Source organism: Pseudomonas sp. C9 (genome assembly GCF_002000165.1).
Taxonomy (GTDB): Bacteria; Pseudomonadota; Gammaproteobacteria; order Pseudomonadales; family Pseudomonadaceae; genus Aquipseudomonas.
On record NZ_MPAK01000001.1, the window covers coordinates 2,351,659 to 2,373,453 of the forward strand.

A 21,795-nucleotide genomic window follows, 5' to 3' on the forward strand; every position below is an offset into this window, starting at 1 on the left:
CCCCAAGCAATCTGGTTATACTGTGAAGACGACATTCGCCGAAAATTCGATAATACTCAATTAAGAGCAACTCACAAATTTTACCTTAGCCTGATCCGTTACCAGTGAAAGTAACGTTCAGTCTATCTTTCTATCACATACCCAAATTTTTAAAGAACGAACTAGTCAAAGACTAGAAATCAACATTCACCATCTCAACGATGGAATGCTCATTTCTAAGCTTTCAAACTTCAGAAGCAGTAGTGGTGGAGCCAAACGGGATCGAACCGTTGACCTCCTGCGTGCAAGGCAGGCGCTCTCCCAGCTGAGCTATGGCCCCGTATTTCTACAGGCGTTTCCCACACAAAATTGGTGGGTCTGGGCAGATTCGAACTGCCGACCTCACCCTTATCAGGGGTGCGCTCTAACCAACTGAGCTACAGACCCAATTTCGGGCTGCTTCTTTCGTCTTCTTCAATGAATCAAGCAATTCGTGTGGGAACTTATGGAGCAGCTGATGTCGTCGATTAAGGAGGTGATCCAGCCGCAGGTTCCCCTACGGCTACCTTGTTACGACTTCACCCCAGTCATGAATCACACCGTGGTAACCGTCCTCCCGAAGGTTAGACTAGCTACTTCTGGTGCAACCCACTCCCATGGTGTGACGGGCGGTGTGTACAAGGCCCGGGAACGTATTCACCGCGACATTCTGATTCGCGATTACTAGCGATTCCGACTTCACGCAGTCGAGTTGCAGACTGCGATCCGGACTACGATCGGTTTTCTGGGATTAGCTCCACCTCGCGGCTTGGCAACCCTCTGTACCGACCATTGTAGCACGTGTGTAGCCCAGGCCGTAAGGGCCATGATGACTTGACGTCATCCCCACCTTCCTCCGGTTTGTCACCGGCAGTCTCCTTAGAGTGCCCACCATAACGTGCTGGTAACTAAGGACAAGGGTTGCGCTCGTTACGGGACTTAACCCAACATCTCACGACACGAGCTGACGACAGCCATGCAGCACCTGTCTCAATGTTCCCGAAGGCACCGATCCATCTCTGGAAAGTTCATTGGATGTCAAGGCCTGGTAAGGTTCTTCGCGTTGCTTCGAATTAAACCACATGCTCCACCGCTTGTGCGGGCCCCCGTCAATTCATTTGAGTTTTAACCTTGCGGCCGTACTCCCCAGGCGGTCAACTTAATGCGTTAGCTGCGCCACTAAGAGCTCAAGGCTCCCAACGGCTAGTTGACATCGTTTACGGCGTGGACTACCAGGGTATCTAATCCTGTTTGCTCCCCACGCTTTCGCACCTCAGTGTCAGTATCAGTCCAGGTGGTCGCCTTCGCCACTGGTGTTCCTTCCTATATCTACGCATTTCACCGCTACACAGGAAATTCCACCACCCTCTACCATACTCTAGCTCGACAGTTTTGAATGCAGTTCCCAGGTTGAGCCCGGGGATTTCACATCCAACTTAACGAACCACCTACGCGCGCTTTACGCCCAGTAATTCCGATTAACGCTTGCACCCTCTGTATTACCGCGGCTGCTGGCACAGAGTTAGCCGGTGCTTATTCTGTCGGTAACGTCAAAATTGCAACGTATTAGGTTACAACCCTTCCTCCCAACTTAAAGTGCTTTACAATCCGAAGACCTTCTTCACACACGCGGCATGGCTGGATCAGGCTTTCGCCCATTGTCCAATATTCCCCACTGCTGCCTCCCGTAGGAGTCTGGACCGTGTCTCAGTTCCAGTGTGACTGATCATCCTCTCAGACCAGTTACGGATCGTCGCCTTGGTGAGCCATTACCTCACCAACTAGCTAATCCGACCTAGGCTCATCTGATAGCGCAAGGCCCGAAGGTCCCCTGCTTTCTCCCGTAGGACGTATGCGGTATTAGCGTCCGTTTCCGAACGTTATCCCCCACTACCAGGCAGATTCCTAGGCATTACTCACCCGTCCGCCGCTCTCAAGAGAAGCAAGCTTCTCTCTACCGCTCGACTTGCATGTGTTAGGCCTGCCGCCAGCGTTCAATCTGAGCCATGATCAAACTCTTCAGTTCAAACATCTTTGGGTTTTTAAGAAACCCTAAACTTGGCTCAGCAATCGTTGGTTACATCTTTGATTTCTCGCGGAGTAACTTGTGATGCTGATAATCTTGTTGACTATCAGTCTGACTCCACAAGCACCCACACGAATTGCTTGATTCAGTTGTTAAAGAGCGGTTGGTTAAGATCTTTCGTCTCAACCGAGGCGCGCATTCTACAGCAGCCTCGTGATGCTGATAATCTTGTTGACTATCAGTCTGACTCCACAAGCACCCACACGAATTGCTTGATTCAGTTGTTAAAGAGCGGTTGGTTAAGATCTTTCGTCTCAACCGAGGCGCGCATTCTACAGCAGCCTCTGTTGCTGTCAAGYGGTTATTTTCAGAAGTTTTCAAAGTTTCCTTTGTAACTTCAACCACTTGCGCTTCCGATCACTCGGTAGCGGGAGGCGAATTCTACAGTGATTCAATATTGCGTCAAGCCTCTTTTGAAACTTTCTTCACTACTTCAAACGTTTGTACATTAAGGACCTTTCCAGCCCTGCTTCAGCAAGGCTGCATCACTTGAAACGGCAGCCCTCCCAACCCGCTTTCGACTGGCGATCCCTACTCGGTCGTCCAGTCAAGATCGTCGTCCCACTCCTCATCATCCTCAAAGTCTTCCTCATCAACCTCCTCTTCTTCTGGATGGTTAAGGAGAAAGTCCTTACGGCTCTCAGTAATTGCCCGCCTTAGTTCCTCCCCCTTTACGGGGCAGTTGAGCATTTGGGCGATGCGATCGATTTTTTTCGCCACGGCTTCCTCCAACGCATCGGCTATGGCCCGATATTGCGCGCTTTCGGGCCTTGATGCCAAATGGCTGACCACCTGGCAACTCAGTTTTTGCGTAAATCTCCGAGTCGCCCGACGAGGTTTTCGGTTGGGAAGCGAAGATGCAATGCCTTTAACAAAGCATCTGCCGCCTGGGGCTGGCCGGCATCCTGCAGGCGAATCACCTCGCGCAATTGTTCATCCAGCTGATTCGGTGGCACCGCAGTACGTTTGCTGACTTTTGATTCCTCAGCCATTCCGGCGTTGATCGATTCGCTCTGCGCGGGCACAGCAATATCCGCCATCGGCGCAGGGGCCGCCAACGCGCGAGCAGCGGGCGCCGCCTCTTTTTTGGCAACCGGCGCGGACATTTTGGGCGCAGGGGCGAAGTCATAGTTCGGCGCTTGCTCCGGCGTACGTTGCACCAATGCCACCATCAAGGCGACACCCACCAGGCTGGCAAACGCCACCTGCCAGCGAGGCTTCTGGCAAACCTGAACCCAACGTTGCCAGACGCTTGGCTTCGGCATCGGGGTTTCCCTGTGGGCCACGCCAAGGATCAATGAATCCAGATGAGCCGACGGTTCACCCGCCGCATGTTCACGGTAGTGCTTCACCACTTCGTCTTCCGGTGTAGTACGGGCGTCAGTCATGTCAGTACCTCCTCGGCCAGCAGCCGACGCAGTTTTTGCTGGGCGTAGCGCAAACGGCTTTTGACCGTTTCCAGCGGTGTTGCGGTGAGTGTGGCGATCTGCGGCAGGTCGAGATCGCCATGTGTACGCAGCAGGAAGACCTCACGCTGGTCAGCAGGCAGATTTTGCAGGGCCGTTTCAAGACGCTGGCTGTCGCGGCTCAGGCTCAACAGAAGCTCCGGATCGGTCGCCTCATCAATTAAGGCGTGAGCCTGTTCGTCATAGCTGTCGTGCAACGGATGGTGGATACCGTGTTTGCGCCAGTGATCGATCAGTCGGTTGCGGGCGATCTGATAAAGCCACGTACGAAAATTCGCCCGACCTTGTGGCTGACTGGTACTGCGTATCAGGCTCAGCCAGGTTTCCTGATAAACCTCTTCGGCCAATTCGGTTTTACCGCTGAGGCCGAGCAGGAACCGGTAAAGTCCCTGCCGATGACGGGCGTATAAAATCTCGAACGCCGGCCCTTCGCCTCCGCGATATCGGGCCAGCAGCGCTTCATCGCTCGGTTCCGGCGCTGACATGTCAGTTGTAGCCTCCTTTAAGTGGCTCGCTGTTTAATGCCGTAGTGGTACGCAGGCTTTGCGCCAGCTCCACCAATTGCACGAACTCTGCACGCAGCCCGAATGGGTCCTCACCCCGCGCACCGCGAGCCAGCGCTTGGGTGTCTTTCAAGCTGAAATCACCGGTGTACCGTCCATCCCTGAGTTGCTGGGAAAATGCCGCCACGGCCGCCGCAAATCTCAGGTCATCGCTGGCTTTGGCCGTTTGACTGTTAATGATAGGCCGCTCGATCAAACGACTATTCCCACCCTCCGGTAGCTGATACCGCACTCGTAACATCGCCAGTTCTGCGGTATTCGCCGAAACAACTGCCTCAGGCTGCCCATAACGCAGCGGCTCCAGCCAGCCTTTCTCGCCTTTGGGTACGATTTCATACAGCGCCGTTACCGTGTGTCCTGCACCGATTTCGCCTGCATCGACTTTGTCGTTGCTGAAGTCCTCACGCTTCAACGCCCGATTTTCATACCCCAACAACCGATATTCGCTCACCTGCGCCGGATTGAATTCCACTTGCAGCTTGACGTTCTTCGCCACGACCGCAAGGGTCGAGCCCAGCTGATCGACCAACACCTTGCGCGCTTCACGCAAGTTGTCGATGTAGGCGTAGTTACCATCGCCGGCGTCGGCCAGTTGTTCCATCAGGTGTTCATTGTAGTTATCCACCCCAAAACCCAAGGTCGTCAGAGAGACGCCGGACTTGCGTTTATCCACCGCCATTTGTTTGAGGCTGTCGAAGTCGCTGATGCCGACATTGAAGTCACCGTCGGTGGCCAGCAGGATGCGGTTGATTCCTTTGGGGATAAACGCTTGTTGTGCCATTTGATAGGCCAACTCGATGCCCGACGCTCCAGCGGTCGAGCCGCCGGCGGTCAATTGATCGATAGCTGTACGAATTTTCGCCTTTTCGCGTCCGGAAGTCGGCTCCAGCACCACGCGCGAATCACCGGCATAGACCACCAATGAAACCCGGTCCTGCTCGCGTAATTGATCGACCAGCAATTTCAGGGTGCTTTTGACCAGCGGCAATCCTTCACGACGGTCCATTGAACCGGAGACGTCCACCAGAAACACCAGGTTCGCCGGGGCCAGTTCCGCCACCGCGCGGTCCGACGCCTTGATACCGATTCGCAGCAGTCGGGTATGCGGGTTCCATGGCGACGGCGCCAGCTCAGTGGTCACCCCAAACGGTGAGCCATCAGTGGGTTGGGCGTAGTCATAGGGAAAATAATTGACCATTTCCTCCAGCCGTACCGCGCCTTCGGGGGGCAATCGCCCCTGATTCAACAAACGCCGGACGTTGGCGTAAGCGCCGGTATCCACATCAGCACTGAAAGTCGAGACCGGTGCCTCGGTCACGCTGTGGATGGGGTTGTCCGCCAGCGCCTGGTATTGCTCTCGCTGTTCATCCCGATACCCGGGCGGGAACGACTCAGGTGCAAAACTCGCAACCGGCGCCGGGCGAACGCTGCGCTTGGCCATTGACGCATCCGCCATGCCCACCTCGCTGCGCACCAACTCTTCAAGCTTTACCTCGCTTTGAGCCGGTGGCGACACGTGCGCGGAATCAGGTGTGGAGGAAACGCCGCAACCGGCAACAGCCAATAGCAATCCGCTGGCGAATCCCAGGGCTGCCGGGCGAAGGTAAAGCAGAGGGAGGGACATGGGGGCTGACCTCAGGAAGAATTTGATCCATTCATCCTCTGAGACGAGCCCCCTTTCAGGTTCGGGTTAAACCGGCTGAAAATTAAACTCAGCGGTGATAACGACGTACCACGCTGCTGTTTTTCAGCACATGACCTTTGATCTTTTCCAGCAGTTGCGCGCGCGTAAGCCCGGCGGGCAGGGCCTCTGGAGCAAGGTCCAGTGCGTACAGCTGAATTATGTAGTGATGTGCACTGTCGCCAACCGGCGGGCAAGGCCCGACATAACCGGTGGTGCCTTTGCTGTTGGTGCCACCGACGCCTTCGAGTGCCGACTTTGCCCCGACACCGGCGGGGATCTGGTGAGTGGTGGCCTTGATGCCGTAATGCACCCAATGATCAGCACCCTGCCCCTTCTGCCCATCGGGGTCGTGCATGACCACGGCATAACTCAAGGTACCCTTCGGCCCGTCGTTCCAGTTCAATGCCGGTGACGCGTTGTGTCCGCCACAACCCGGAGCATCGCTGGCCGCGGCCGAGGTAAACAGCCGGTCATCCGTGACACCTGGAATGTTCAGGGTGAAACGTTCTTGGGCTTGCGCCGGAAATTGCACACAAATGGCGACTGCAATGGCCGCCAGCCAAGGGTTCAGAGAGGTCAATCGGGTCATTCCGGAGCACCTTGTGGGGTAGGGCCGTCGTCGGCTTGCGAACTATAGCTGTACCGTTCGTGCGGTGGCAGTGGGAATTGGCTGAACCTCGCATTACGCACCAAACTCTTAAGTGAAACGTCTGTCTGGAGAGCCGTCATGGCACTGCATCGTGTCGCCCGTTTCGCCGATGTGTCTGAAAACCGGGGCCTCGAAGTCCAGATTGAAGACACCAAAATTGTTTTGCTGCGGGTGGGCGATCAATTACGCGCCTATCAGGGTGAGTGCCCGCATGCCGGGGCACCGCTGGCGGAAGGTGCGCTGTGCCACGGACGTTTGATCTGCCCGTGGCACAAAGCGGCGTATCGAATCGAGGACGGGGCGTTGTGCGAGCCGCCGGCTCTGGACAGCCTCAAGCGTTATCCGTTGGAAATACGCGATGGCGACATCTGGGTCGATGACCAGCCGTTTGCCGATGCACACACTCCACCGGCAGACGACGAGCGCACGTTTGTGATCATCGGTGCCGGGGCGGCCGGTACGGCGTGTGCGGCGGCGTTACGCGAAAAGGGCTTCGGTGGCCTAGTGCTGCTGATCGACCGTGAAGCCGACGCCGGCTACGACCGCACCGTCCTGAGCAAATTTGTCATTGCCGGGCAGATGCCACTCGAAGAAGTCCCGCCGCTGCGCGATGACGCGTTTTATCGCGAACAGCGGATCGAACGCATGACCGGTGAAGTCGCCAGCCTGGATTCGTCGAATAAAACCGTGCGGCTAACCAATGGTCGATCGCTCAACTATGACGCGGCACTGCTTGCCACCGGCGGCAAGCCCAATCAACTCACGCTGCCTGGCGCCGATTTGCCGCAGGTGTTCGTACTGCGTTCAAAAGATCAGGCAAGCCAGATTCTGCAAGTGGCGAAACCTGGCCAGCGAGTGGTGATCATCGGTGACAGTTTTATTGCACTGGAGTCCGCCTCAGCCCTGCGGGAGCTCGGGTTGGACGTCACGATCCTGGCCCGGCATGCCATTCCCTTTGCCGCACAATTGGGCGAAGCCGTCGGCAACGCCATTCGCGCCCTACATGAAAGCAACGGCGTGGTGTTTCACACCGATGGCGAAGCCTTCTATATAGAAGGCACGGACCACGTAGAGGCGGTGTGCCTGGACAACGGTCAACGCTTGCCGGCGGATCTGGTACTGGCCGGCATCGGCGTCAGCCCCGCAACCGAGCCGTTTACCGATTTACCCAAGGAAAAAGACCGGTCGTTGAAGGTCGACGGCGGCATGCGCGTCACCGACGGGTTGTGGGCGGTAGGTGATATCGCGACGTTCCCGCTCAACGGCCAGCCTCAGCGCATCGAGCATTGGCGTCTGGCCCAGCAACAGGCGCGGATCGCCGCCGCGAATATGCTGGGCGCTGACGAGCATTACCTCGACGTGCCGTATTTCTGGACCTGGCACTTCGGTAAAAACTACGACTACCTCGGCCACGCCGAAGCCTGGGACGAGGTCGAGTTCAAGGGGGATCCGAACCATCCACCCTTTATCGGCTTGTTCGGCAAAAACGGCGTGGTGGCTGCCGCAGTTGCCTGCGATGAAGAACGGGCGATGGCGCTGCTGGCCGAACGCATGAAACAGCCACTGTCGGTGGACGAGGCGTGGCAGTTGATTCGGGACATTGGGTAGCGGGCACACACCCGACAGCAAAACGCCCGACCTGCGGGAGTCGCAGAGGCCGGGCGTTTTATTCAGCCGTGCGATTTATTCCTGGATTTCGGCACCGCCACCGAGCTTGCTCATCACGAAACCGACAAACTCTTCAACGGTCATTTTCTGGCCATTGAATTCCACCTGATTGTTGGCGTAATGCAATTTGCTGACGACGTTGTTGCCGTCCAGTTTGGCGAGCTGCGTGCCGACCGCCATGCTGCTGAACATGTCGGCAGTGGCTGTGGCCTGGTCGGCGATGAGCTTGGCATCGGTCTGACCGTCCAGTTGGCTTTGCACGGTGAGTAAATCGACGAGCATCGGCTTGGACACCTGCACGTTGATATCCAGCAGTGCGATCAACTGTTGGGTCAGTTGATCAGGCGGCAAGTCCATGGACTGCGGTTTGGTCAGGTCAAGCACCAGGTTGGCGCGGCTTTCACCATTGGTCGTGTTGAACGACAGGTTTTCCAGCGCCACTTGCGGGCCAGCAGCCAATAGCTTTTCGAGACCGGTTTTGACTTGCGCCTCCTCGGCCGGAGTCAGGACCAGTTCAGGAGAGGGCAGACCCGCAGCAGCAGCCTCTGCGGCCGCTTTCTCGTAAGGCTGCAGTTTGGTCTGATAGATCTGCATCAGCGACATCGTGGCCGGGATATCGAGGTTCTTCAGGCTCATGGCCATTTGCGCAGAGCCGACGGTCTTGCCGTTCAACGACACTTCACCCACCTTGTAGTCGGCACGTCCCGAAGCGCTGGTGCCCGACTCTTCGGTCTGGTTCTTCATTTCAAATTTCTTGATGCCCAGTACCGATTGCTTGGGGCCGAAAGTAGTTTTGCTGTCCGTCAGCTCAAGGGTGTTCTCGCCGGTGTAGTAGCCGTAGGTGCTTTTAACCAGGTTGCTGGCCAGGGTCAGGCCAGTGAGCTCGACCTTCACCGGGGTTTGATCTTCGGCCACGGTGCTCAGTGTCAGGCTGTCCATGTAGCCGTTGGCCTTGAGCTTTTGGACCTGGGGGCTGGCGTCGACGTCGAGGTTCAAACCGGTGAATTTCAGGTTGGACTTGTCATCCAGCGCAACGTCCAGCGGCTGCAACTGGAGGGTGCCGCTGGTGGAGTTGTCGTAACCGATGTTGACCACGCCGGTGAGCGGCGATTTGTCTTTGGCGGCGGCAAACCACTTTTCGGTGAGCGACGTGCGTTCAAGTTCGTAGTGACTGGTAGCCATGACCGGCAACCACTTCAACGCGACCAGGCGCGAGAACGGCAGCGGACCGTGTTCGATGTGGTCGACAAACTGCAATTCAACCGGGGTTTCACCAAACATCTCGCCTTCGCCTTTAAGGCGGTAGTGCGCGGTACTGCTGAACACGTGGCGCTCAAGCGACACCAGCTCCAGCGATGCCGTGCCATTGGAACCTACCAGCGCGGCCTTCAGCTCTTTGTTAGCGTCGGCGATCGAGGTGTTCAACACGCCTTCGATTTTGCTCCCGGTGAACCAGGCCCCCCCCGCGCTGATTGCGCCGATGGCTACGACAATTCCAAGAAGCACGCCTGCTGATTTATTCATGAATGACCCAGTCAATATCCGTTGTTTGAAGGTGTGGTCGTCTTCCCTGAACCCATGACGGGTTGCGGCTCGACTCCGCTAAATAGCTAAATAAAAGTGGAGTGGAGATTAGCACTCGGCGCGACGGGCGGCCCAATGATTAAAGGTTAAAGAGTGTCTATGGACTACTCAGGACGGTTGAGCGTTTCGACGGATATGAAATCGCCATCGCGAGCAGGCTCACGCCTACAAAGGTTATGTGTCGTTCACAGAACCCTTGTAGGCGTGAGCCTGCTCGCGATGGCGTCACTCCCGCCAACAAAAACTCAGGAATACTGCACTTCCATCTCATCCAGCTGATGATCAAAGCTCTTGAGCCGTGCCGTCCACGTATACACCAGCACTTCAAAATCCCGATTGATCACCGCCCCGCCCGTCACTTCGGCGCGCGGGTCGCAAACGTCCAGTTGATAGCGTTCTCGCGCCATGGCAGTGGCGACATCCGAGAGTTCACGGGCATTGTTGAGCCAGTGCCAGCCCTCCTCGGACACCTGTTTATCCAGTGCCAGGCATTGTTTTTTCAAGGTCTCGAGGCTTTTTTCCAGCGGTGTGCCGGTGAGCTCGCCCATGACTTCCTGGAACGTGCGCCCCGGCTGCCAGTAGCTGCCCCAGAAATATTGGTCAAACACCGTTTCGACACGACGCAACGCCACCTTGGTGTCCCAGATCAGCACCAGGGTTTTGCCTTGTTCGAGTTGTCTTTTTTTGATGCGCTGGCCTTGGACTGAAGCCCAGGCCACCACCACGATTGCCATCACGGCAATCAGCGCACTGGCGCTGTCGAGAAACACCAGAGCCTTGTCGATCTGGTGGGCCAGCATGATGCCGTAGAAATAGGTGGCCGACAGCAAAACCAATGCCGCAATAGCGCACCAAAAGCCAGGAGCATAAGGGTTTTTCATTATTAGAGTCCCCATGACCAACGCGAGCCTTGATTGATGAAATCAGAACGTGACTTCATCAAATCAAAGCATAGCAACGGCCTCAGGGTTTGCTGGTGTTCGAACCTTGCGTTCGTCCGCTTTCCCAGCCACCGCCCAGCGCGAGGAACAAATCGATCTGGCTGGCGGCAACCTGGGTGTTGGCCGCGGCCAGTTGCGCCGTGACATCCGTGTAGGTGCGGGTCGCTTGCAAGTCCGCCAGGAACGATTCGCGGCCGGCCTGGAAGAAACGGTGCGTCTGGTCCGCTGCCAGTCTTGCCGATTGCTCGGCGTCTGCCAGGGCGTCACGACGCTGCAACAATGCGGTGTACTGGACCAGGCTGGTCTGGGTTTCGCGAATGGCGTTGAGCACCACCCCATCGAAATGCGCCAGTGTCGCCTGGGTCACCGCTTCGGCTTCGCGGATGCGTGCCCGGGCGCCGTTGGTCGGCACGTTCCAGGTCAGCGACGGACCGAAGCCCCAACGGTTGGTGGACGGGTCACCGAGATCGTCGAGGATACCGACGGTGCCGATGGTCGCGCCGATGCTGATGTTCGGGTACAGCTCACCCGTGGCGACACCAATCCCGGCCGTCGCGGTCGCCAGCCGGCGCTCGGCCTGCCGCACATCGGGACGACGCTTGAGCAACGCGGCGCCATCGCCCACCGGAATCAATTGCGCGATTTTCGGCAGCTCGTCGCAGGTGGCGGTGCCGGCCGGCAGTTGATCCACCGGCTTGGCCAGCAACATTGACAGGCGATACAGCCCGGCCTGACGCGAGGCCTCATAGCGCGGCATGTCGGCGCGCAAGGATTTGAACTGGGTTTGCGAACGGGTGACCTGTGTTTCATCACCACGTCCGGCATCGCGCAGACGCTGGATCAGCGTGGTGCTCTGGGCCTGCAGGTCGAGGGAGTGCTGGGCAATCTCGCGCTCTTCATTGGCGGCGCACACCTGGGTGTAGGCCCGGACCACGTCGGCCACCACGGTGATGCGAGCCGTATCGGCCGCTGCCTGCGTCGCATCGGCGTTGGCCTTGGCCGCTTCGATGCCGCGCTGCAACGTGCCGAACAGATCGAACTGGTACGACGCGCTGATGCCGATATCTCCGACGTTGGCCACCGGCACTTTTTCCGGAATCAGGAACGCCTGGCCGGACTCCTGCAATCTCTGGGCGCCCATTTTCACGCCGCCGCTCCAGCCACCCGCCGCTTCTGCCTCATCGACCTGAGCGCGAGACCGCAACAGACTGGCCGCCGCCACGCGCAAATCGGTGTTGGACGCCATGGCCTGCTGCACCAACTGGTCGAGTCGCGGGTCCTTGTACAGGCGCCACCAATCGGCCGGCACCGGTGCGGACACCACCGTTTTACCGTCGACCGCCAGATCGCCCTGCAAATCGGGTCGATGGACCGCCGCCTCTTCGGGCAAATGATAATCCGGCCCGACCATCTGACACGCCGACAGCAGCAAGCCTAATCCGGCGACCGCCAAACCCGAGGCCTTGCTCATTGCGCCGGCTCCCGCTTCTGATCGTCGATGATCGATACCGTGGCGGTGCGCCCGGCGATCATGCGGAAATCTTCAGGCACATCATCAAAGACAATCCGCACCGGAATCCGCTGTGCCAGGCGCACCCAACTGAACGCAGGGTTGACGTTGGGCAGCAGGTTATTGCCGATGGTGCGGTCGCGGTCTTCGATGCCGGCGACGATGCTTTCCACATGGCCGCGCAGGCGCGCGCTGTCACCGATTACGCGGATGTCGACACTCTGGCCGACGTGAATGCCGTTCAGCTTGGTTTCTTCGAAATAGCCGTCGATGTGGAAAGAATTGCTGTCCACCACCGACAACACCGGCCGCCCGGCCGTGACGAACTCTTGCGCACGCGGCGCACGGTCGTTGATGTAGCCGTCGACCGGGCTGCGGATGGTCGAGCGGTCCAGGTTCAATTGAGCACTGTCCACCGCCACTTGAGCTTCCATCAACGCAACTTCAGCGCGCGCCACCCGGGACTGGCTTTCTTCCAGCTGTTCGCCAGGCACCAGATTGCCCAAGCCACGGTTACGCTTGGCTTCGCGTTGCGCCTGCGCCAGGGTTTCCTGACGGTCGGCGACTGCCGCTTTGGCTTGGCGCAAGGCCAGTTTGAAGCGGTCCTGATCAATGCTGAACAGCACCTGGCCACGTTTTACCCACTGGTTGTCGCGCACGTCCACTTGCTGGATCAGACCGGAGACGTCCGGGGCGATTTGCACGATGTCGGCACGGATATGCCCGTCGCGGGTCCACGGCGCAAACATGTAGTACATCACCATGCGCCAGACCACGACGACGGCGAAGGTCACGATCAACAGGGTCAGCACCACGCGACCCAAAGTCAAAAAAGGTTTTTTCATGTCATCAGGTATCGACTGAGTGAGTCCACGGCGCCGAGCAGCAAAGCGTAGAGAGCCACGTTGAACAATGCCCGGTGCCAGACCAGACGGTAAAAGTGCAAGCGCATCAGCAACCCGTGCACCAGCAGGAACAACACATACGTAATGCCCATCAATACCAGCAGCGTGGGCAAAAACACCCCGCTGATGTCCACATCACCGATCATAAAGGCGCTCCATCGATGCCATGGGGCAGCGGTTCTTCGAGTTCACCCACGCTTACGAATTCCACGCCGGGCAACAACGCCAGACGCAGGCCACTCAGGGCATGCAGTAAATTCAGACGGGTGTCCTCATCACAATCCACATCCAGCGAACGGCGGGCGCGGTCGAGGGTCATCAGCAACGGGCCCGGTGCCGGCAGACGCTCCCCCGCCTTCAGGCAGGCCTTGAAATACTCGCCGACTTCCGTCACTACCTGATGCAGCAGCGCTCGCGGCACTCCGTCCACTCGCGGTGTGTAAGCCAGCAGATCGAGCACGTTCAGCGCCACACGCACCTCACGCAACGCGATGCCGGTGTCCTGGCCGGTCATGGCCAGACGCGGCAAGTGCTGCATCAAACGATCGAGCACCTGTACGCCCAATTGCCGGTGCTCGGCCAAGTTGGCCGGTTCTGTGAGGCTGACGATGTCGCGCCAACTGAACCGGGTCAGCCGCTTGGCCGCCAGCTCCGCACCGAACGGCCGGGCGATCAGGGTCCAGATAAAGGCAAACAACAGCCCGATGGGGCCGGCCAGGTTGGAGTTGGCGAAGCTGAGGAAGTCCGCATCGTAGGCGCCCTGAATACTGATAAAGGACGAGGTGTTGACGAGGGTGAGCAGCATGCCCAGGTAAAACTGCGGCTTGACCGTCAGGGTGCCGATGCAGATAAACGGCACGGCAAACGCCAGCACCAGCATCGGGAAGTCGTGCAGGTTGGGCAGCACCAGAAACAGGTAAAGGCTGGCCAGTACCACCGACATCGCAGTCCAGAAAAAGAACCGGTAAATCTGCGGCGCCGGGTCATCCATCGAGGCGAAAAAGCTGCACGCCACGGCGGCGAGAATCACTGCCGAGCCGCCGTCGGTCCAGCCGAGCAGAATCCACAACACTGAAGCAACGATGATGGCCAGGACCGTGGATGCCGCCGAGTAGAGCATCAGGCCACGGTCGAGAAACGGCGACAGGCGACCGAGGCGCCAGTGGCGATACACCGCGCGCCAGCTGTCCTGGCTTTCGCACTCGATGGCGTATTGCAGGCTGCGGCAGTCCTGCCACACATCGATCCACTCGCCGAGTCGATACAGCGCGTTGGAGAACAGCAACTGCTTGCGATCATTCAGGGCTTCGGCGGAAGGTTGCAGGGCTTCAAGTTGGTCTTTCAGCGCCTGCCAGCGCGCCAGATCGGCGTCTTTGTGATTGAGCCATTCGGTGGTGGCGGCCAACAGCGGTGCGAATTTTTCGACCAGCTCCGGCGTGCGCCGCTCAAGGGCATACAGGGCATCGTCGAGGGCGTCGATCACCGGTAACAGGTGAATCATCCGCCCGCGCAGCTCTTTGGTATTACGTACGGTCTGCGCTCGCGCGCCCTCGTGCGGCAGCTGGCCGATCATCAATTCCAGCGTGTTGAAGGTCGTCACCATGGCGGAACGCAGCGCGCTGACTTCGTCTGGCTGCACCGTGCGGCTAAGGAACCGCAAACTGTACGTCGAGGCATCGGCAAACCATTTGCTCACCGCATCGTTGAACACCGGCGCCAGCCGCCGAGGCCAGAACATGGCACCGACCACCGCCGCCACGGCGATGCCAAGAAAGATCTCTTCAGTACGCGCTTCCGCCACGTCCCAAACCCCCAGCGGGTTGTTCACCACCGGCAGGGCGATCAGCGGCAAGGTGTAACCGGCGAGCATCAAGGCGTAGTTGTTGGCGGTACGCAGGTGCAAGGACAGGAACAGCAGGATCCCGGTCCACAGCGCGATGACCACCACCAATACGTAAGGGCTCTGGACGAACATCGGCACAAAAAAAACCGCCGCCGCCGCCCCGAAAAAAGTACCGATCGCGCGGTACAGGGCCTTGGAACTGGTCGGGCCGACAAAGGGGCTGGAAACGATGTATACCGTGGCCATCGCCCAATAGGGACGCGGCATTTGCATGAGCAGGGCGATGTACAACGCGATCATCGAGGCGGCAAAGGTGCGCACACCGTAGAACCAGTCCCGCGCCGAAGGCATACCGGTGAAAAATCCGCTCAAGGGTTGACCACCGACGGCGCATTGGCCGCTTCAAAGGCTCTCAATACCCGTAGCGTAGCTTCCAGATCGCTTTGGTCGATGCCTTCAAGCACTTCATGGCGCAATCGCACCAGCTCGATTTCGACGGCCTGCACCAATTCACGTCCGGTGTCGGTCAGGCTCAGGCACTTGGCGCGCCGGTCATGGGCATCTTCGGTGCGGCAGACATAACCGCTATGACACAACTGATCGAGCAACCGCACCAGGGACGGGCTCTCCATCCCCGCGGCATGGGCCACCGTCACCTGCCGCACACCCTCGCCCAGACGCCCGATCATCAATAGCGGGACGGCGCAGGCTTCGGAGATTCCATAGTTGACCAGCGTGGTCTGGCAGATTTTCCGCCAATGCCTGGCGGCCACCACCATGGAGCTGCTGATGTTCATCTGGAGAGCGTCGAGGTTCTTCGGCACGAGGGAAAACACACACTGTTAGTTTGCTAACTATCAATATGGCATTTGGAGGGAAAGGCGGTCAAGTTTTGAAACAAATTGATGGTCATCCGTCGCAGGATGTTGAGCATGAAATCAATTTAGTACTGACGATGTATATACTTCGTCAGTATGCGATTTGAGGACATAGTCATGTCAAAGCAAGCCGTTTTTACAATGAAACTTGAACCTGAGCTGCGCGAACAATTTATGGCCGAGGCAGAAGCCTCTCATCGGCCCGCTTCGCAAATCGTCAGGGATATGATGCGCCAGTACGTTCAAACACAACGAGAGTCGCGAGAGTACGAGGCGTTCCTGCAAAGGAAAGTCGACAGCGCGCGTATTTCCATGCAGGCCGGAGAGGGCTTGAGCAACGATGAAGTCGAAGCGCAGTTCGCGGCCAGGCGTGCACAGGCGGCCAAAAAAGGATGAGGATAATCTGGACGCCCGCAGCAGCACAGGATCGTGCAGAGATTTGGGATTACTTGTATGAACTCAATCCGATTGCCGCCATTGACATGGACAACCGCTTGCGCGATGCCATTGCTCGCCTTGCGCAACACCCCGAAAGCGGGCCAGCCGGAATCATTGCAGGTACTCGTGAGTTGATTCCCCACCAGAGCTATCGTGTGGTTTACCAACCAGAATCGGACGCTATCTGGATACTGGCACTGGTCCACACCTCCAGACTGTGGCCACCCAACAGTTAGATCTTCACACCCCCCGCCCCTTCCTCAACAACACATCCAGTTGATCCACCACTTCCGCCCAATCCGCGTCATCCAGAATATCGTCCCGCAAAAACTGCGCCTGACTCTTGCTCCAGAAAAACGCGTCCGCCAGGTGCAATTCGGGCTTGAGCGGTGAGTGGGTGGCGATGAATTTATCGATGCTCTCGGCGTCATCCGCCAGGCCGAGTTGTTTGAACAGATTGGGCAGTGTGTGGATGGGGGATTCCATGTCGGGCTCCTTTAGAAATGAATAGCTCGCTCCCACAGCAATTGCGTGAACCCTGTGGGAGCGAGCTTGCTCGCGATGACGGCAGCATTGACGACACAACACTCAGTCACTCAACTCCCGCACCTCGGCATGCGGCACCATTCTCAGGAATTCCGGCATGTCCATGCGCAGCAGGTTGATGTGGTTGCCGGCTTCCACATAGACGTCTTTCTGCCGGGTCAGCAGCGGGTCGATCACCACGTCCAGCCCATAGGCCTCGCCCAGGGCAGGTATGGCACCGCGTTCACAATCATCAAACAGGTGCGGCAAGTTGCTTTCCCGCGAGACCTGCCATTCGCCGCTGTTGCGGACTTTGCTCAGGTCCAGGTGACGGCTGGCGGGCAGCACCGCCATCAGGTAATGACCGTGGTGGTCGTCGAGGATGACCGACTTGGCCACCCGTTCTGCTGGAATGCCCGCAAGCCGTGCTGTTTCCAGGCTGCTGGCCGAATGGGGGTGGGCGACGATGTCATATTCGCATTGAGCCGTTTCCAGGCTTTTCTGCACGGTTCTTGCCATTCGCATGATGCACCTCGGTGTCCGCACCCGTGACGGGCGGACGATGGTTAATGCTTTTCTCCGTAGTGAAAGTCTAGGCCCGCCGGCACAAACCGGGGTGAAATCCGCCCATCGGACGCCGTCCAAAACCGTGCAGAATCCAGATAAGCCGCAGCTCTACTAAACTGTATACAGAGCCACTTCAAGACTCTCGCGGAGGGTCAAGTGAATACGCGTTGCTTCGCCGTTGCGCTGCTGTTGGCGTTGAGCGGATCGGTGTTCGCCGCCGATACCGTCGTGCTGCTGATGCCAAACCCCATCGGGATCTGGCTGATCACATTCGGCATCGCGTTTCTGATCGCCGAGGCGGCGTTGCCCAATTACGGCGTGATCGGTTTGGGCGGCATCGTCATGTTCGTGATCGGTGCGGTGATTCTGACCAATACCGAGGTGCCTGTACCTTTGATGATCGGCCTGGGACTGGTGAGTGCCCTGTTGCTGATTTTCCTGCTGATCCACGCCCTGAAAACCCGACCGCGCCGCACGGTCAGCGGCGATGCGGGGTTACTGGGCAGTGTGACGCCGGTCCTGTCGTTATTGCCCGGCAATGCGTGTAGTGGCTGGGTGCATCTGCAAGGGGAGCGCTGGCAGGTTTCAAGCTCGACTCCGCTACAGCCGGGACAACACGTGCGGGTGGTGGCGCGAAAAGGACTACTGTTGCAAGTGGCCGCGACTGACGCGGCGCCAGTTGGAGAATAGTCATGGGCCTGCAAGTAGGTTTCGCCGCACTACTGCTTCTGGTGATTGCACTGGCGGGGTCAACCTTCCGCATCCTGCGCGAATACGAGCGCGGCGTGGTGTTCCAGCTCGGGCGCTTCTGGCAGGTCAAGGGCCCGGGGTTGATCCTGCTGATCCCGGTGGTCCAGCAAATGGTCCGCGTCGACTTGCGGACTATCGTCCTCGATGTACCGCCGCAAGATGTCATCACCCGCGACAACGTTTCGGTCAAGGTCAACGCGGTGCTGTATTTCCGCGTGCTCGACCCGCAGAAGGCGATCATTCAGGTCGAGGACTTCCTTACGGCCACCAGTCAATTGGCCCAGACCACGTTGCGGGCGGTGCTGGGCAAGCATGAGCTCGACGAGCTGCTGGCCGAGCGCGAACGGTTGAACATCGACATCCAGCAAGTACTCGACGCCCAGACCGACGCCTGGGGCATCAAGGTCGCCAATGTCGAGATCAAACATGTGGACCTTAATGAATCGATGGTCCGCGCCATCGCTAAACAGGCCGAAGCCGAACGGGAGCGCCGGGCCAAGGTGATCCACGCCGAAGGCGAATTGCAGGCCTCGGAAAAACTCATGCAGGCCGCCGAAATGCTTGGCCGACAGCCGGGGGCCATGCAGCTGCGTTACATGCAAACGTTGAGTTCGATTGCCGGGGACAAGAGCTCGACCATCGTCTTCCCGCTGCCGATCGAATTGCTCAAGGGGATGGCAGATTTGTCCTCGAAGCCATAAATACTTGCCATCGCTTCAATGCAATACGAACAACTGCGCGTCAGCCCCGCCCGCCCGCGTTTTGTCAACGCTCTGCCAGCCACCGGGCAACGGCGAGAATTCGCCCGGCACATCGACGGTACTGATCAACCACACGCGATGAGTGCCTTTGGGCAAACTGTCGAGGCGGTCCAGATAAATGTCCTGGGTTACCAGCGTGCCAAAACCATAGGCATTCGGCCGACCCGACTTGCCATTGGCGTGCGGTGGGGTATACAGCAGTGGTTGAGTGGGCGCGCGGTTGTAATAGACGTAGCTGAGGTACCAGAGCATGTCGCTGGTCACGATTCGGTCACCCGCCACAAAGTGCCGGTTTACGTAATCGACCATAACGTTGACCTGATCGTTGGTGTCGACCCTGGTGTTGTTGTTCAAACCCACCAGTTCGATGCCGACAAACAGCATCAGCACGGTCAACGCCAGCACCCGCAAACCTGAATAGAGGCGATCAATGGCTAACGCGACAATCATCGGCAACCCCAGCATATAAGCCGTCAGGTAGCGTTCGACGAAGACGGGGGTGATGAACGAAACGCCAAACACCAACAGTAACGGCAGCGCCGCGTAGCTCACCAGCAGAACACTGCCGCGAATGACGCTACGGTCCCGCGCCAGCGCCACGCCGGTGATGGCCAGCAGCGCCAGCGGCATCGCGATAAAAATCGGCGTCGGCAGGGTTTCACCGTCGTCCTGGGTCAACATCGACCAGATTATCGACGGCAACGAGCCCAGCGTGACCGGCAACTCCCACCCCACATCGCCATTGGCCTTGAGCTGATCCAGGTGCTGGATCAGATCGATCAGGTTCGGCACCCAAGGCAGGTAAAGCAGCACAATCGCGCCATTGGCCAGCCACCAGCCGGGGCGTTGAATCACACGCAATCGGTACATTGGCAGGACACGAATCAGCCCAAGGTACAGCCAGTGGCACAACACGCACAGGGCGGTGAAATAGTGGGTGTAGAACGCGGCACTCATCAACAGCACGTACGCCACCAGATAGCGCGTGCGCCGGGGATACCTGATCCAGTAGACCAGCGCGATCGTGGCACCGATCAGCCACAGGCCCAGCAGCGAATACATCCGCACTTCCTGGCTGTATCGCACCGCCGTCGGCAGCAGCGCCAGCAGAAAACCGGCCAACAACGCGGCACGCCGGGTGGCGATCAAGTCCATCAACCAGATGCCAAGCCACACCGTAGCGATGCCGGGCAGAGCACTGAGGCAGCGGATCGAGAAGATGCCGTCGCCGAACACTTCGATCCAGCCATGCAGCAAAAGGAAATACAGCGGAGGGTGCACATCATGGGCGGCATGCCCCCATATATCAGCCAGTGAATACTGGCTCAGCAGCAGGCTCGACCCTTCGTCACCCCAAATCGCTGCCGCCGTCAGGTCGTAAAAACGCACCAACGCTGCCAACGCCAGGATCGGCAATAGCCAGTGCTCCTGCGCCCAGCGCAACCAGCGCTTTACAACCGCCCACCCACCGGGCACCGCGTGCGGTTCCTGGGTGCCGCCAAGCGAAGTTTCTCTGTGCGCTAGCATTGGCTCCCCCTGCAACTGGCTCGAAGTCACCAAGCCTGGTAATTACTTTAAGGCCGCGCAGGTTCGTCGTCGATGCTGGCTTTACGACCAACGCCATCGCTGAACGTATCTCCCAGAGGGATGAGTGGAGGTTTGGACCGCACGGGTGACGTCAGTGGAGGTTGGTTAGTGGATGGAATGTGTTGTTTAAAAAAGACAAACTTTTCAAAGTTATTGATTGTTCCCCTATCGAATCAGGTAATCGGTAAGGAATCCCACACAACAGTAGGAGCCCTCATTCAAATGACGTGCATGACGCACTCAATTTAGGGTCAGCCCACTACTCAACCCCGCACGCAGAGATTCAGTTCTCTGGCAGTTGGGGTGAAAAAACCGGCTTCGGCCGGTTTTTTCGTTTCTGAGGATTGGAATTGTGCGTACTGCGTTATTCGTCGACGGTAACAACGTCCAGCGATTCCCCGGTCGAGTTCTCGACAAACTGCTCCTGAGTCGCCAGCAATGCGCCCTGCACGGTCATCTGAATGAAAAAGGAAAACCAGACACCGAAAAACTTAACGCTGCATCCCCCACCGCTTCACCGTCACCCGCTCCAACGTGTCGAACACCAGGTTCTCCACCAGCAACCCGATCAGGATCACCACCGCCAACCCGGCAAAGACCTTGTCGGTGTACAGCTCATTGCGGTTCTGAAAGATGTACCAGCCCAACCCACCCTTGCCGCTGGTGGCGCCAAACACCAGTTCTGCGGCGATCAACGTGCGCCATGCAAACGCCCAGCCGATTTTCAACCCGGCGAGAATTGACGGCAGCGCGGCCGGAATCAGGATGAACAGCACGAAGCGCATGCCCTTGAGGCCGTAATTGCGCCCGGCCATGCGCAAGGTTTCCGAGACGCCGAGAAACCCGGCATAGGTGTTCAGGGCCAAGGCCCAAAGCACCGAATGCACCAGCACGAAAATCAGACTGTTCTGCCCCAGACCGAACCACAGCAATGCCAACGGCAGCAACGCAATCGCCGGCAGCGGGTTGAACATCGAGGTCAATGTACTGAGCAGGTCGCGACCGAACTGGGTCGATACCGCGAGGGTGGTCAGCGCGAACGCCAGGACGATGCCGATCAGGTACCCCTTGAGCAACACCACCAACGAAATCCAGACTTTGCCCAGCAGTTCACCACTGAGCAAGCCGTCGTACAGCGCACTAGCGGTTTGCACAAAACTCGGCAGCAACAGGTCGTTGCCTTGAACCCGGGCGACCACTTCCCACAGCACCGCCAACAACACAAGAATCAGGCTTTTACGAATCCAGCCCTGCTGCCACAGGCGTTGACCGAGCGGTAATTCACGCTCCAGCGGTACGCTTGTCAGCGGCTGTAAAACGGTTTCAAACTCTTCACGCGCAGATGATAAATGGCTCATCGGGCAGTCCTCTC

Annotated in this window: 21 protein-coding genes, 2 tRNA genes and 1 rRNA gene; 5 read left to right on the forward strand and 19 right to left on the reverse strand. The window is 58.1% G+C overall.

The window, feature by feature from the left end:
- Window positions 1–243 precede the first annotated feature (243 nt).
- The 8 genes from BMS17_RS11040 to BMS17_RS11075 all read right to left on the reverse strand — a co-directional run bounded on the left by BMS17_RS11040 (window position 244) and on the right by BMS17_RS11075 (window position 6,406).
- Window positions 244–319: transfer RNA gene (locus BMS17_RS11040), tRNA-Ala, on the reverse strand.
- Between the two features lie 30 nt (window positions 320–349).
- Window positions 350–426: transfer RNA gene (locus BMS17_RS11045), tRNA-Ile, on the reverse strand.
- A gap of 81 nt (window positions 427–507) precedes the next feature.
- Window positions 508–2,044: ribosomal RNA gene (locus BMS17_RS11050) — 16S ribosomal RNA — on the reverse strand.
- Between the two features lie 591 nt (window positions 2,045–2,635).
- A complete protein-coding gene (locus BMS17_RS11055) occupies window positions 2,636–2,884 on the reverse strand; it encodes a hypothetical protein (RefSeq protein ID WP_046033231.1) in 249 nt (82 codons plus the stop codon).
- Between the two features lie 20 nt (window positions 2,885–2,904).
- Window positions 2,905–3,492 carry a hypothetical protein gene (locus BMS17_RS11060; protein ID WP_046033230.1) on the reverse strand — a complete coding sequence of 196 codons (588 nt, stop codon included), beginning with the start codon at window positions 3,490–3,492 and terminating at the stop codon, window positions 2,905–2,907.
- Complete coding sequence (locus BMS17_RS11065) at window positions 3,489–4,055, reverse strand: RNA polymerase sigma factor (RefSeq protein ID WP_077430937.1); 567 nt, start codon at window positions 4,053–4,055, stop codon at window positions 3,489–3,491. The genes BMS17_RS11060 and BMS17_RS11065 overlap by 4 nt, the downstream gene beginning before the upstream one ends.
- Before the next feature lies 1 nt (window position 4,056).
- Complete coding sequence (locus BMS17_RS11070; RefSeq protein ID WP_077430938.1) at window positions 4,057–5,757, reverse strand: VWA domain-containing protein; 1,701 nt, start codon at window positions 5,755–5,757, stop codon at window positions 4,057–4,059.
- An 88-nt stretch (window positions 5,758–5,845) separates the two neighbouring features.
- Window positions 5,846–6,406, reverse strand: coding sequence for a YbhB/YbcL family Raf kinase inhibitor-like protein (locus tag BMS17_RS11075; RefSeq protein WP_046033227.1), 561 nt, complete (start codon window positions 6,404–6,406; stop codon window positions 5,846–5,848).
- A gap of 138 nt (window positions 6,407–6,544) precedes the next feature.
- On the opposite strand from BMS17_RS11075, the gene BMS17_RS11080 reads away from it, so the two are divergent.
- Window positions 6,545–8,074, forward strand: a complete 1,530-nt coding sequence (locus BMS17_RS11080) for an FAD-dependent oxidoreductase (protein WP_046033226.1) — start codon at window positions 6,545–6,547, stop codon at window positions 8,072–8,074.
- Window positions 8,075–8,149: 75 nt separating this feature from the next.
- Here BMS17_RS11080 and BMS17_RS11085 read toward each other — a convergent pair whose 3' ends face one another.
- The 7 genes from BMS17_RS11085 to BMS17_RS11115 all read right to left on the reverse strand — a co-directional run bounded on the left by BMS17_RS11085 (window position 8,150) and on the right by BMS17_RS11115 (window position 15,714).
- Window positions 8,150–9,658 carry a YdgA family protein gene (locus BMS17_RS11085; RefSeq protein ID WP_077430939.1) on the reverse strand — a complete coding sequence of 503 codons (1,509 nt, stop codon included), beginning with the start codon at window positions 9,656–9,658 and terminating at the stop codon, window positions 8,150–8,152.
- Between the two features lie 305 nt (window positions 9,659–9,963).
- Complete coding sequence (locus BMS17_RS11090) at window positions 9,964–10,599, reverse strand: hypothetical protein (protein WP_046033224.1); 636 nt, start codon at window positions 10,597–10,599, stop codon at window positions 9,964–9,966.
- Window positions 10,600–10,681: 82 nt separating this feature from the next.
- A complete protein-coding gene (locus BMS17_RS11095) occupies window positions 10,682–12,130 on the reverse strand; it encodes an efflux transporter outer membrane subunit (RefSeq protein ID WP_046033223.1) in 1,449 nt (482 codons plus the stop codon).
- Window positions 12,127–13,014 (reverse strand): HlyD family secretion protein, encoded by an 888-nt coding sequence (locus BMS17_RS11100; RefSeq protein ID WP_046033222.1) that lies wholly within the window; start codon window positions 13,012–13,014, stop codon window positions 12,127–12,129. Before BMS17_RS11100 ends, BMS17_RS11095 begins: the two co-directional genes overlap by 4 nt.
- Complete coding sequence (locus BMS17_RS11105; RefSeq protein WP_046033221.1) at window positions 13,011–13,220, reverse strand: DUF1656 domain-containing protein; 210 nt, start codon at window positions 13,218–13,220, stop codon at window positions 13,011–13,013. The genes BMS17_RS11100 and BMS17_RS11105 overlap by 4 nt, the downstream gene beginning before the upstream one ends.
- Window positions 13,217–15,289: an FUSC family protein gene (locus BMS17_RS11110; RefSeq protein WP_077430940.1), complete on the reverse strand. Its 2,073-nt coding sequence runs from the start codon at window positions 15,287–15,289 to the stop codon at window positions 13,217–13,219. The genes BMS17_RS11105 and BMS17_RS11110 overlap by 4 nt, the downstream gene beginning before the upstream one ends.
- Window positions 15,286–15,714 carry a MarR family winged helix-turn-helix transcriptional regulator gene (locus BMS17_RS11115; RefSeq protein WP_046033219.1) on the reverse strand — a complete coding sequence of 143 codons (429 nt, stop codon included), beginning with the start codon at window positions 15,712–15,714 and terminating at the stop codon, window positions 15,286–15,288. Before BMS17_RS11115 ends, BMS17_RS11110 begins: the two co-directional genes overlap by 4 nt.
- A 198-nt stretch (window positions 15,715–15,912) precedes the next feature.
- Between BMS17_RS11115 and BMS17_RS11120 the strand changes: the two genes are divergently transcribed.
- Together BMS17_RS11120 and BMS17_RS11125 are read left to right on the forward strand one after the other, a co-directional pair.
- The gene (locus BMS17_RS11120; protein ID WP_046033218.1) at window positions 15,913–16,191 is read left to right on the forward strand and encodes a hypothetical protein; all 279 of its coding nucleotides are present in this window, start codon (window positions 15,913–15,915) and stop codon (window positions 16,189–16,191) included.
- Complete coding sequence (locus BMS17_RS11125; protein WP_046033217.1) at window positions 16,188–16,469, forward strand: type II toxin-antitoxin system RelE/ParE family toxin; 282 nt, start codon at window positions 16,188–16,190, stop codon at window positions 16,467–16,469. The genes BMS17_RS11120 and BMS17_RS11125 overlap by 4 nt, the downstream gene beginning before the upstream one ends.
- 4 nt (window positions 16,470–16,473) lie before the next feature.
- Here the strand turns inward: BMS17_RS11125 and BMS17_RS11130 are convergent, their stop codons facing one another.
- Together BMS17_RS11130 and BMS17_RS11135 are read right to left on the reverse strand one after the other, a co-directional pair.
- On the reverse strand, window positions 16,474–16,719 hold the full coding sequence (locus BMS17_RS11130) for a DUF2789 domain-containing protein (protein WP_046033216.1): 246 nt from the start codon (window positions 16,717–16,719) through the stop codon (window positions 16,474–16,476).
- Window positions 16,720–16,821: 102 nt separating this feature from the next.
- A complete protein-coding gene (locus BMS17_RS11135; protein WP_046033215.1) occupies window positions 16,822–17,283 on the reverse strand; it encodes an aminoacyl-tRNA deacylase in 462 nt (153 codons plus the stop codon).
- 198 nt (window positions 17,284–17,481) lie between these two features.
- On the opposite strand from BMS17_RS11135, the gene BMS17_RS11140 reads away from it, so the two are divergent.
- Together BMS17_RS11140 and BMS17_RS11145 are read left to right on the forward strand one after the other, a co-directional pair.
- Window positions 17,482–18,015 (forward strand): NfeD family protein, encoded by a 534-nt coding sequence (locus BMS17_RS11140; protein WP_046033214.1) that lies wholly within the window; start codon window positions 17,482–17,484, stop codon window positions 18,013–18,015.
- A gap of 2 nt (window positions 18,016–18,017) precedes the next feature.
- A complete protein-coding gene (locus tag BMS17_RS11145) occupies window positions 18,018–18,776 on the forward strand; it encodes a slipin family protein (protein WP_046033213.1) in 759 nt (252 codons plus the stop codon).
- Window positions 18,777–18,791: 15 nt separating this feature from the next.
- Here the strand turns inward: BMS17_RS11145 and BMS17_RS11150 are convergent, their stop codons facing one another.
- Both BMS17_RS11150 and BMS17_RS11155 read right to left on the reverse strand, forming a co-directional pair.
- Window positions 18,792–20,363, reverse strand: a complete 1,572-nt coding sequence (locus BMS17_RS11150; RefSeq protein ID WP_046033212.1) for a glycosyltransferase family 39 protein — start codon at window positions 20,361–20,363, stop codon at window positions 18,792–18,794.
- 551 nt (window positions 20,364–20,914) lie between these two features.
- Complete coding sequence (locus tag BMS17_RS11155; protein WP_077430941.1) at window positions 20,915–21,781, reverse strand: ABC transporter permease; 867 nt, start codon at window positions 21,779–21,781, stop codon at window positions 20,915–20,917.
- Window positions 21,782–21,795 lie beyond the last annotated feature (14 nt).